At 44.9% G+C, this 12,364-nt stretch carries 9 protein-coding genes; 4 read left to right on the top strand and 5 right to left on the bottom strand.

The window, feature by feature from the left end; genetic code table 11:
* Nucleotide 1: 1 nt before the first annotated feature.
* On the bottom strand, nt 2-979 hold the full coding sequence (gene tilS / locus GVY04_02180; protein ID NBD14981.1) for a tRNA lysidine(34) synthetase TilS: 978 nt from the start codon (nt 977-979) through the stop codon (nt 2-4).
* A 45-nt stretch (nt 980-1,024) separates the two neighbouring features.
* Nucleotides 1,025-2,017, bottom strand: a complete 993-nt coding sequence (gene ccsB, locus GVY04_02185) for a c-type cytochrome biogenesis protein CcsB (protein ID NBD14982.1) — start codon at nt 2,015-2,017, stop codon at nt 1,025-1,027.
* A 68-nt stretch (nt 2,018-2,085) separates the two neighbouring features.
* Between ccsB and GVY04_02190 the strand changes: the two genes are divergently transcribed.
* A complete protein-coding gene (locus GVY04_02190; protein NBD14983.1) occupies nt 2,086-2,274 on the top strand; it encodes a hypothetical protein in 189 nt (62 codons plus the stop codon).
* A gap of 449 nt (nt 2,275-2,723) precedes the next feature.
* Here the strand turns inward: GVY04_02190 and GVY04_02195 are convergent, their stop codons facing one another.
* Together GVY04_02195 and GVY04_02200 are read right to left on the bottom strand one after the other, a co-directional pair.
* A complete protein-coding gene (locus GVY04_02195; protein NBD14984.1) occupies nt 2,724-4,115 on the bottom strand; it encodes a hypothetical protein in 1,392 nt (463 codons plus the stop codon).
* A 321-nt stretch (nt 4,116-4,436) separates the two neighbouring features.
* On the bottom strand, nt 4,437-7,622 hold the full coding sequence (locus GVY04_02200; GenBank protein ID NBD14985.1) for an ATP-binding cassette domain-containing protein: 3,186 nt from the start codon (nt 7,620-7,622) through the stop codon (nt 4,437-4,439).
* 479 nt (nt 7,623-8,101) lie between these two features.
* On the opposite strand from GVY04_02200, the gene GVY04_02205 reads away from it, so the two are divergent.
* From GVY04_02205 to GVY04_02215, 3 genes are all read left to right on the top strand, one after another.
* Complete coding sequence (locus GVY04_02205) at nt 8,102-9,634, top strand: HlyD family efflux transporter periplasmic adaptor subunit (protein ID NBD14986.1); 1,533 nt, start codon at nt 8,102-8,104, stop codon at nt 9,632-9,634.
* A gap of 422 nt (nt 9,635-10,056) precedes the next feature.
* The gene (locus GVY04_02210) at nt 10,057-10,350 is read left to right on the top strand and encodes a HetP family heterocyst commitment protein (GenBank protein ID NBD14987.1); all 294 of its coding nucleotides are present in this window, start codon (nt 10,057-10,059) and stop codon (nt 10,348-10,350) included.
* Nucleotides 10,351-10,459: 109 nt separating this feature from the next.
* Nucleotides 10,460-11,197, top strand: coding sequence for a peptidylprolyl isomerase (locus GVY04_02215; protein NBD14988.1), 738 nt, complete (start codon nt 10,460-10,462; stop codon nt 11,195-11,197).
* Nucleotides 11,198-11,311: 114 nt separating this feature from the next.
* On the opposite strand, the gene GVY04_02220 is transcribed toward GVY04_02215, so the two are convergent.
* Nucleotides 11,312-12,364, bottom strand: a 1,053-nt coding sequence (locus tag GVY04_02220) for a hypothetical protein (protein NBD14989.1), incomplete at its 5' end; no start/stop codon positions are given.

Below are 12,364 nucleotides of genomic sequence, written 5' to 3' on the forward strand. Positions count from 1 at the left end.
TTTATCTTTTCAAAACAATTAAGTTCTGCTCTACTTCTGCATAAATGTTACCAGGAAACGAAGCGGTACGGCTTTTATTCGGGGCATTAATTAAATAGACTAATGCTTCAACTTGCTCAAACGTTGGAGACTGACGAAAATGCTGTCGCCAAAATAAACGCATTACTCTCCGTTGTAGGGCGAGGGGTACCGTTTGCAGTGAATCACGAGCGAGAGAATACCCTGATGTTTCTAGAGAGGCTTTTTGAAATAGATCAGTTGCCAGTACTTGCAGATACTCAGTTTCAGCTTGTAGAATTTCTGCAGTTTGAGCAAGCGCCATCTCAACTTGGGGATTGAAATGTTCTTTAAGTTGAGGCAATATTTGCTGTCGTAGGCGATTTCTAGCGTAGGAGAGATTTTCATTCGCCGCATCTTCCCAAACGGGCAGTTGAAACTGTTCGCAAAATTGTTGTGTTTCAGAGCGAGAAAAATTGAGTAAGGGACGAACTAGAGAGATGTTTTCTGTCAGTGATCTTTGCCAAGTCAGTGCTTGTAAGCCATCACTCCCACTGCCTCGGATTAAATTATAGAGTAGCGTTTCCGCGCGATCGCTGCCCGTATGCCCTGTCACTAGGTAATTGTATTCATGATCTTGGCAACAGTCTCTTAACACTTGATAACGCCATGAACGGGCACTGGCTTCTGTTTCAGTAACAGGAGTGGCTGCTGTCAGTCGAAAAAAGGGAATGCGGTATCCTTGAACCCATTGCTGCACATGATCCGCCATTCCCGCATCATTTTGCCAACGATGATCACAATGAGCAACCCCTAACTCCCACTGCCACTTCGCTTGTAAATCCAAGAGTAATCGCAACAAACAAAGGGAATCTTGTCCACCGGAAACAGCGAGTAAAATCCGAGCTTGTTTCGGTAGCAATTGGCGTTGACGCAGAGTTTTATGAACTCTTGCATGAAAATCTGTCCAGGCGATGGTCATTCGTCATTGGTCATTTGTCCTTCTGTAATTGGTCGCTGATTACTCTTAAAAGAACCAGCCATAGGAATGTAACCCTTTCCCGAGTAGGTTGACGCCCAAATAACAGATCCAAACGACAACAAAGCCGGTACTGGCTAAAATTGCGGGTCGTCTGCCTTGCCATCCTTTAGTAATTCTCGCATGGAGATAAGCCGCAAAAACGAGCCAAGTAATCAATGCCCACGTCTCTTTAGGATCCCAACTCCAGTATGACCCCCAGGCTTCATTTGCCCAAACTGCACCGGCAATAATCCCAATGGTGAGTAGGGGGAATCCTAGACCAATCACACGATAGCTCAAGTTATCTAACGTTTGTGCTAAGTTGAGTCGTTGTGGGGATAGCTGGGTTTGGTTACTTGTTTGTGATCGATCTAGAACAGCGGTTTGGGTGTTACTTGAACTGGATGTTGCGGTCGCGGTGGCAAATTCGGTTTGACTTTTGATCGCACGGAGGCGCTCATTTCCCGTACCGTAGGAACTGCCTTGAAGTTGCACTGAATTACCTTTGGTCACGATTAAAAACGCGATCGCGAGGAGAGAACCGACCATCAGTGTGGCATAACTTAACATCATGACACTCACGTGCATCATTAGCCAATTGGACTTTAAAGCGGGCACTAAAGGCTCAGCCGACTGCATTTCCGGTGGCAAACTCAAGGCGGCAAACGCCGTAATTCCCATTGCCAAGGGCGCACTAAAAATCCCAAGAAGACGATTTTGAGTACTCAACTCCACGACTAAATGAACCGCTGTCACTCCCCAAGCTAAGAAAAAGAGAGATTCATACAAATTACTAATGGGAAAATAGCCCGCTTCGATCCACCGCGCACCGAGTAAACCCGCAATACAGAAGTTCCCGATTGCCATTCCTGCTGTGCCTAAGGGGTGAAGAAATGACAGGTTACGGAAAGCCGTGCCTACCCAATAAGTCAGCATGGTCAGGAAAAGCACTAAAAAAGAAAGATTATCCAGTTGATGTTGTAGCGCAATTAAATCCATTATGATTTTTAGTTAAAAAGCTTTTTCGCATTCTCCAGTATCCCATTTTAGCTGTAGCGTAAATAACAATGACGGAAATTAATAATCTAATTCAGCAATGGCAGCGTAAAATCGAACGTGCCAACCAAAACAATATCTTCTGTCACTGTCGAGACTGTGGCCAAGAGTGGGTGGACTCTCAAGAAGAGGTGACCTGTAGCAAGTGTGGTAGCAACAACTTAGAACAAATTCGCTGTTGGCAGTTTCCAGATGATTAATGATGACTATCCCTGTTCTGTCAGTCTCCGAACAGAAAAATCAATTCAATTTTCCGAAGCCTTTTCTGATTGCGCGATCGCGCGTACTTTTCTTCAGATCAATTGGCTCAAACCCTCAAGGGGGTAAAAATGTTATAGTCAAAGTCCAGATTGTCCAGAATATGGTCATTCGACTTGATTTTCTTCATCAGAGAAATCGGAAAGTGACAGAAGCGGGCTATAGCAATTAGGCGTCGGTTGTGAGACACAAATTCTAGTCTAAGGGAATAGGGAATCAAAAATTATCCTAAGAAGTAACTAATCAAGAACGGGGAAAATTAACGATTCAATCTTATCACTACTTCGAAAGGACTACCTTTTCCTTAATAGCGAGAGGCTTGACAGCGATAAAAAATTGAACATCAGGCTTTTTGGTCAATCATCTCTCTCAGGGTTTTTGAAAAATGGGATTAGATCAGCCTGATGTCGGTAGCGCTCAAAGTCGGAATGTTTTCTAGGGTGGCGAAGTGTTCTCCCTCCCCCCATCCCTCCTCGGAACCATTTTGATTATAGAAGAGATTGCCGGTACCACGACTGTAGGTGATCAAAGCTTTGCTAATCGCAGCAAGATTATCATTAGCAACTACTTCAAACTCATTAGGATCGATTAAATTATCTAGGGTTGCACTCAGGCTGGTAAAAGTATTCTGGCTCAGGATGATCTGATCTGTGTTGACGGTTAGATCGGTAATTAAATCCACACCCACTTGATCAGAGTTAAAGGCTTCGGACGTTTCATAAATAAATTCATCGATGCCAAACCCCCCTGTGAGAATATCATCTCCCGAACCGCCTAAAAGTTCATCGTTGCCATTGCTGGCTCTAAGAATATCATCTCCCGAACCGCCTGCGAGTCGGTCATCACCATTACTCGCTTTAAGGATATCATCCCCCGAACCGCCTAAAAGTTCATCGTCACCATTACTGGCACTGAGGATATCATCTCCTGAACCCCCTTCAAGTCGGTCATTTCCATTACCGGCATAGATAGTATCATTACCCAATCCCGCTAAGATCGTATCATTTCCATTTTGGCTAAACAAACGGTCATCACCCAAACTTCCGTAATACTCTTCATCTTGTTGGCTGCCGAACCAAAGGTCATCCCAGATTGTACCGTAGGTAAAATCTAAGCCGAGATTACCGAGCAAAGTGTCTCCCAACCACGCAACAGCTGTTTCATTAACTTTAAGGAGGGTGAGATCAATGTCATTGTCAAAAGTACGTTCATAAGTGCCTAGGGGGGTACTAGAAATAAAGTCAATTTCGTTGTTGCCATCAACATCCTTCAAAGTAGCATCATCATTTAGGGTAAAGTGATCGCTAAAATTAATGTCTAAATTGCCAATTTGCTCAGAGGTAATTAAGTCTGCCCCAAAGGTGGCGTAATCTAATAATTTAATATGATTGATATCGGAAGTATCTAGAAGCAAGAACCCCAGGTTTAACTGAGCTTGGTTATATTCGGCATCAGGGTTTTCAATTTCTTTCGCTTCTAAGAATAAATCTCCTGAAAAATCGAAAGAAAAAATGTCTCCTGCTTCGACCGAGAAGCTAGCAACAATTTGGGTTTCGCTAGCAGCACTGCCGGCAAAAGCGCCTTCTGTACTAGCACCCGTACTTTGACTAATCAGCTCTGATAAACCCGAATTAGCAAAAAAAGCTTCAGCCTCAGCTTCAGCAATGGTTTCATCCGTTTCAGCTAGGGTATCGGCAAAGGCATCCACACTCGTGCGAGAAGGCTCGTGGCTATAGTCGAAAAAGATAATATCGCCGAGGGCGTCAACAAAATTATTAAGCATATCTTGTTCTTTTCGATGATTGTATTCATAACGCGACTCAATAGAGCTAAAACGAAGAATAGAAGAAATGTTTAGAGCAATGTTGCCAAATTGTCAAAACTAACGGCGACCCGAACCCAAGCAATACTTCTCGTTTAACAAGTTTGGCTTTTTCGGTGAGGTTCAAGGTTAAGGGGACAAGGTTCAAGGGATATATCCCTTGAACCTTTGCCCTTTCTCATTTCCCCAGCGCGTAGCGCTAGATCCCTTTCTCCTTTACCCTTTTCAATCCCTACTAATCAATGAAGAAGCTTAACCGAGAAGTATTAGGGAAGAAGGAGGTTACAGATTGAGTTGCTGATGGGCCAGATTATAGTAGAGTCCTTCTTGTGCCATCAATTCTTGGTGAGTGCCTTGTTCAACCAAAAGACCTCGATCGAGCACGATAATAAAGTCAGCATTGCGCACGGTTGAGAGTCGATGGGCAATGATAAACGTGGTACGATCGCGACTGACCCGTTCCAGATTACGCTGAAATCGTCTTTCTGCTTCCGCATCAAGAGAACTGGTTGCTTCATCCAAAATCAGGATGCGCGGATTTCCCAACAAAGCACGCGCGATCGCGATCCGCTGTCGCTGTCCGCCTGAGAGATTGGTGCCTCGTTCCCCAACTTTTGTATTGTACCCAAGGGGCATCGCTTGAATAAAAGCATGGGCTTCTGCCAGCTTAGCCACTTCAATCGCTTGCTCTAAGGTGAATTCCGGTCGGTAGAGGGTAATATTTTCGAGGATGCTCCCTGAGAACAAGAAGCACTCTTGAGGGACGACGCCCAATTGCGAACGCAGGGAGTGCGTTTCCACGTGCCGGATATCATGATCATCAACCCAGAGGTAGCCACTGGTCGGATAGTACAAGCCCTGGAGCAATTTGACCAAAGTCGACTTTCCGGAACCGCTGCGACCGACAATAGCCACTGTCTGTCCAGCTTGCACGGTAAAGGAAATATTCTGGAGGGCGTTATGCTCTTCTTCGGTATCGTAGCGAAAGGTCACGTTTTCAAAACGCACGTCCCCCTGTAAGGTGGGTAAAACGAGTTTTGAAACTCCCACTGGATCTTCGGGTTCGGTTTCAAAGACATCATTCAGTCTTTCAACGGAGATTAGTACTTCTTGCAGTTCATCCCAAAGACCGGCTAAGGCAAGGACAGGACTGATGATTTGACCTTTCATCATATTAAACGCGACAAACTGACCAATAGTGAGGTGATCATTGATGACCAAGCTGGCACCATACCACAATAAAACGGTACCGCCAATTGCATTAATCAGCCCATTAAGCATTCCTAAGTTGATCGCTAGTTTCTGACCTTTAAAGCGGATATTTAACTGATGGGTCAAGCGTTCTTCCCAGCGCCAGCGCAATTCTTGCTCGCTCCCTGCTCCTTTAACTGTAGCCACTCCCGTCATCATTTCGACCAAGGTGGAATTTTGATCGGTGGCGGCATTAAACCGCTCTCGCGAGACCTGCCGCAGCAAAGGCGTTGCCACCAAAGTCAAGATCACAATAAAGGGAATTAAACCCAGCACCAGTAGCGTTAGTTGCCAGTTGTAATAAAGCATCAGACCCAGGTAGACAAAGCCAGTCACAAAATTTAACCACGATAACATCACCTGACCGATTAAGAAGCGCTGAATCTTCTGATTTTCCTGGACTCGGGTAATAATATCTCCCACGCGGCGAGACTCAAAAAACTTGAGCGGAAGTCTCAGCGCATGGTTGATAAAGCCGCTGATCGCAGTCAGATCGAGACGGTTGGTCAAATAGCTCAGTAAGTATTGGCGAACAGAAGACAAACCGAGACTCGATATGCCAAATAGCAATGCTCCCAGTGCAAAAATGTTTAGGGTCGTCATGCTTTTATTAACGACTACTGAATCCAGAATAATCTGGGTAAACAGAGGATTAATCAGGGCAAAAACTTGAATCAGCACCGAGATCGCAATAATTTGCAAGCCCAAAGAGCGATAGGGCCAGAGGAGCTTCATAAACCGGCCAAGAGATCTTTTCTGCTCGGGGGCTTCATACAAGCGTTCTGTGGGATCGAGCAGTAGAGCATATCCGGTCCAACTACCGAGAAATTCGGAGCGAGACAAAGTCTGCAGTCCTCGTGCCGGGTCAGAGACAACAACGCGATCGCGCTTGACTTGATAGACGACAATATAATGATCCCCTTGCCAATGAGCAATCCAAGGATTTTTTTGGGTGACAAGGCGGCTAAAACTCGCTCGGACCGGTCGTGCTTGATAGCCCACACTTTCGGCTGCTTTGGCTAAATTTTTGAGAGAAGCTCCGGTCAGCCCAATTCCTGCCACTTCTCGCAAGGAATTGAGGCTTAAGTTTTTGCCCCAATATTTGCTAATCGCGGCCAAACAAGCGGCTCCGCAATCGGAGGAACTATGTTGTCCGACAAAGGGATAGCCTTTGGCAAGCCGGCGACGGCGTTTGATTGGTTGGGGAAAGTCAACGGCTTCTTCTTTTGCTGGCAATTGAGTCCCGACGCTTGGGTCGGGAGAAGGCTTTGCTGATGCAGAAGAAGGAGGTTGCTGGAGAGTCTGGCTGGTGCTCAGAGTAGGTTCTCTAGTGACACGGCGCCGTAATCGGTCACTTCCGAGGTCATGTCCGTTCACTTCATCGGGCGGTTGATCGGGGGAGAGGTGGTTGAGCAAGCTGCTAGTCAGCAGTGGCATAATGGCTTCCCAATGCGCCTTGGGGAGGTAATAGACCCACAGATCGCTTTGAGCCACCCCGTCAAAGGAGGTTGTCTCTGGATATCCCCAAGCACTTCCGAGGGGAAGGGGTTGCCCTTGCACTTTCACTTGGCCCCGACACAACCAGAAGCGTCCTGCCTCTGGGGGAGCGGCTTGCGAGAGAGACTCTCCGGCAGAGATTTCTTGTTTGATGAGGTAGGTAGTAATTTCTTGCAACCGGTGACTCGGAAGTGACGACCAGTCAGTTAGCGTCTTGAAAAAGATTAAACACTGGCGCTGTTGGGCAATTTGCTGCCATTGAGACTCTAATTCAGGGAACTGAGGGAGGTGAGATCGGAGCTGTTCTAAGGGCATTCTTGCCACTTGCACCGCTGGGTCAGCGGCGATGGCGTGATAAGGGAAGTTCGTTGCCCCAAAGGAGGCATCTCCGCCAAAGGTATCGCCCTCACTAAGCAATTGGACAGAAACTTGCAGCTCTTTTTCCGCATTAAAGCTTAACAGTCGCACTCGCCCTTGACAAATTATGTAGAAATACTGAGGATTTGATTCCGTAAAAACCGCATCTTCTCTAACACTAGGAGTACAATTTAAGGTATCCCCAAGTTGTAAATCGACAAGTTCAAACGCGTAACTGAAATTTCTAAGAGTTGGTTCTGTGGAAGGGATTTTTAACTGTCGAGAAATGATCAAAATCAATTTCTCTTGTTGATCAGTTGGAATAGAAAAAGAATGCTTTGGCATACTAAAATCTTGCTTCATTGTTTATTTTTTACGATTATTCCAAATATTTTTGCGTAAGAAAAAAATTAAATAATATTATTTAATATCATCTAATATTTGCATAAAATTAAATTACTCAGTACAGAAGCGATTTCAGGATTTGAGAGCCAATTAGAGAGAGTTTTAGTGATCTAAGCACCAATAATGGGTAACTCAAAACTGATCATGAATTTTGTTTAAACACGTAACCCTGAAATTTATATCATCAAGACTTTACGCTTTTTTGAAAGGTTCTAGATGTAGCTTTTGTCAGTATACAAGATAATTTACCTCTCTAAGGAAAAACATTAATCTTCTTAAACAAGTTAAGGATGAGTTATGAGCCCGTTAATCTGAGTCAGCATTAGCTCAGGTTTTATGTCATAAAAGTTAACTAAAAAAAATGCCAAATTGGCAAAAAAAATAATTATATTAGAGGAAAATACACTTAAATAAGAAGAGAAGTATGAATGTTTTCCATGCAACATCAAATCCGGAACGGCTCGGCTTCTGTAGATAATTCCGTAGATGGAATTGAAGCGAGTCCAGCAGAAACACCGGAAAAACAAACCACCTCTTGGTCAACTGCCGTCCATTCTCTGTTAGACCAACCCCCAGCAACCTTTCCCCAACATTTAATGGCTTGGGGGATAGTATTCTGCATCGTTTTTGGCAGTTGGGCATGGTTTGGCAAAATTGAAGAAATTGGCAAGGCAAAGGGAAAATTAGTGCCACAAGGCGAGCCGTATAAAGTTCATCCGGTGGAATTGGGGAAAGTGACTAAATTGGCAGTAGAGGAAGGAGAAACCGTAAAAGCCGGTGAAGTTCTGTTTGAACTGGATACGGAACTCGCGAAAAAAGAGGTAGAACGGCTTGAGCAACTCCTGAGTTCCCACCAAGATCACTTGGCGCAACAGCAAACTTCGTTGGAGAGATTACAATTGGAAGCCCAAACCCGAGCGGCGATCGCTGCGGCAGAAGTTCTTGCTCAGCGTTTAGCCGTTACTCAGGCTCAGAATCAAATCACTACCAACCGCCAACTCTTGTTTCAACTGCGCTTGGAGCGCAATGCCTATCAAGAAAAACAAGCCCGACTCCAACCGATTACGACGATCGACCAAGAGAGAATCGCTCAACTCAAAACTGAGATTGCTGCCCACCAGGAGCGTCTTCAGAAGCTAAAGCTGTTGGAGGAAGAAGGGGCAATTTCTCAAGAATTTGTCTTTCAAGGGGAACAAGCATTGCGCGATACTGAGCAACGACTCATGCAAACCAAACTACAAAATTTGACCAGTACGGAAGAGCAAATTTTTCAAGCTGAACAGTCCTTGCGAGAGGTTAAGAGTCGCATTAGTCAGAGTGAAGGTAATCTTGCCACAGCCTTAAAAGAAGCGGAAAAGCTGCAAGCCGGTCTAGACCAAAAACAAGCAGAAGCCACCAGGAATAAGTTAGAAACCCAGCAGCAAATTAACCAACTGGAAATGGAAATAACTAACCTCAACGCCAAAATAGCAGAAACCCAAAATCTCCTGGTTAGCGCCGGTACCCGTTTAAAGCAGCGATTCCTGAAAGCTCCTGTCGATGGGATGATCCTATCAATGAACCTTGAAAATGTTGGAGAAGTGGTTCAGGCGGGCCAGACCATCGCTGAAATTGCGCCTCAAGGAGCTCCCTTAGTGCTTTCTGCCCTCTTGCCTAACCGAGAAGCCGGTTTTGTCGAAGAAGGAATGACCGTGAAAGTCAAGTTAGATGCCTATCCTTTTCAGGATTATGGCATTGTCTCGGGTACAGTGATCTCAATTTCCTCGAATACTAAAGTTGACCAGCAGTTGGGGGCAGCCTATCGTGTAAAAGTTAAGCTTGATCGCGACCATGTTAGTGAAGACGGAGAAAGGATCAAATTCAAACCGGGTCAAACTGCCACGGCTGATATTGTTATTCGTCGCCGTCGCATTATCGATGTTTTATTCGATCCATTTCGGCAACTTCACAAAGATGGCATCAATTTATAAATGATTTGAAAAAAGCCACTTTTCATAGAGAAAAGTGATATTCAATTATGTTAAAAAAATTCAAAAAATAACAAAAATGACTTCAAATTTGATAAGTTCAAAGTAAACGGAATCAATATTGCCTCTAGTAATACCAAGCCCCTGACTTTCATTTAAAGATCCGAATATTCTTTCTGAAATCAATCTACAAAAAGCAAAAAAATAATTCAAACACCAAATAGAATTGCGATTGCTACTGAAAACAGAAATGAAGTTAGGCACTAAAAAAGTAAGTCTAAAGAAATTTCAACTAGATTAAAGTATTACTACAAAATAAAATCGTTGGTTTTTGCCAAAACAAACCTTAATGTTTCGTTGACCAGACTTAGGCTGTTAGAACCATGAAAAATGATTTACCAGATCAATTCAAAGGAACGAAAGCAATAAGCTCTCGACCAAATTGTTTAAATATTAAAGGTGATAGAGCAATGACAACAGAACAGTTTAATCAGATTGTTGGGGCAATTATAGAGGGGAAATACTCATGGGCCTGCGTTTTAATTTTGAGTTTTGCTGGTTACAATCCCTTACACTACATTCCTTACCGAACTTATAACCGTTTACTGAAAGAGAATTGCTGTTGTAAAAGTAGAGATCAGGAAAAAAGTGATACCAACAATCAGTCTAAAAAGCAAGAGAAGAAAAGTCGTGCCAAAACTCTAGTGAATATCAATTAAATTTACAGCAATTTTTCTTGGTGTTTAGTGTCAAATTTTACAATATTGAAGTGTGAGGTGCTTTTTTACATACTTTTTGTCTCAGTCGTAATAGAAAAAACAGCTAATAATGATTAATTTCTCTGGCCAAACTATTGAAGAAAAAGAAATTATTGACTTTCTGAAAAGAGAAACGCTTTTCAAGGAAATCTGTCAGAAAATACTGCACAGAAGAATTATTGCGCAAGTTGCTCAAGAGAAAAATATCACCGTTACTCCCGAAGAAATACAAACTGAAGCAGATAGTATCCGTTATGGACAGCGTTTAGAGAAAGCCTCGGATACCCTAAATTGGCTAAAAGAACAGATGATCACTTCAGAAGATTGGGAAGCAGGGCTCAGGGATCGCCTGTTAGCAAAAAAGTTATCCGAGCATTTATTTGCGGCAGAAGTCGACAAGTATTTTGCTCAACATCGAGCTGATTTTGAACAATTTATCCTCTATCAGATTATCCTCCCTTACGAGCAACTCGCTTGGGAAGTTTATTATCAATTGGAAGAAGAAGAAATCAGTTTTTATGAAGCAGCCCACCTCTACGACATTGATGAACGACGCCGACTGCAATGCGGTTATCAAGGTAAAGTCAACCATCGCAGTTTAAAAGCTGATATTGCCCCAGTTGTCTTTGGAGCTACCATCGGGGAAATCGTCGGTCCTCTTTCAACCGAACAAGGGTATCACCTTTTTATGATCGAAGCGGTTATTCCCCCCGAATTAACCCCCAAGAGGCGGGAGGAAATTCTGAATCAGTTATTTCAAGATTGGCTAGAAGGGGAATTAAACCACCTTCTCTATCACACTCTCTAGCAGTTGCAGTTTAAATCTCTGCTGGGTTAACCTCGCAATTCGTAGGGTCACATTTTTCCTAACGGTTGCCATTTTGGCAAGGTCTTGCCCCCCGTTGATTTCAGACATTTGCGATTAAGCCATGAGCCAATCATCACTATAATTGCCATCGGCAAAGATAAATTGTTCAAATCCATAGGTTTCCATGGTAATGCCATCAAACTCAAACCGAGCCTCATGGTTGTCAGAGCCGAAACTAATCTGAAAGTCGCTTTTGTGGTAACTGCCGAAGCTCAGGGTATCGAAACCTTGACCGCCATCTAATGTCGCGTCGCCGAAACCTTCAACCCAGTCTGGTCCTCTTCCCATCTTGATCTTGACCCCGCCGCCAAAACTGGAAGCTTTGAGTTCATCAGCACCCGCTCCCGTAAAAATCTCGCCGCCATAAATGCCGTCCGATTCGGTGCCGGTTGCCTTAGCGATAATCGTATCTTTGCCCTTGCCCGTCCGAATCACACCTTGAAGATTTTGAATCGCGATCGCGCGCTCATCGGCTTCCGCCGTCGCTTCGAGGGTCTCGCCGCCCTTGCCCGTCCGAATCAAGCCTCTGGTGTTGTCAATGGCAATTGCGCGCTCATCGGCTTCCGCCGTCGCTTCGAGGGTCTCGCCGCCCTTGCCCGTCCGAATCAAGCCTCTGGTGTTGTCAATGGCGATCGCGCGCTCATCGGCTTCCGCCGTCGCTTCGAGGGTCTCGCCGCCCTTACCCGTCCGAATCGAGCCTCTGGTGTTGTCAATCGCGATCGCGCGCTCATCGGCTTCCGCCGTCGCTTCGAGGGTCTCGCCGCCCTTGCCCATCCGAATCAAGCCTCTGGTGTTGTCAATGGCAATTGCTTCGTCGGAAGTCTCCGCAACCGCCTCAGCTACCGCCTGCGCCACCGCTTGATTGTCTGGTGGAGCTGTGCTCAGAGCAAAAGCGGCTGCTTGTGACAAGGTCGCCCCCCGAGTGGTCGCTTCAGCTGTGATCGTATCGGCTCCCTTGCCCGTTGTCATCTTTCCTTCTTGATTGTTGATCCCCTTGGCAGTGATTTCAGCTCGCACTAAACTTTGGGCGATCGCGCCAGCAAAAGCGGTCAGCTCTTCCGACATCGGGGATTCGGCAACCGCTTCCACAATCGCTGAAGCATCGGC

Source organism: Cyanobacteria bacterium GSL.Bin1, from assembly GCA_009909085.1.
Classification (GTDB): domain Bacteria; phylum Cyanobacteriota; class Cyanobacteriia; order Cyanobacteriales; family Rubidibacteraceae; genus Halothece.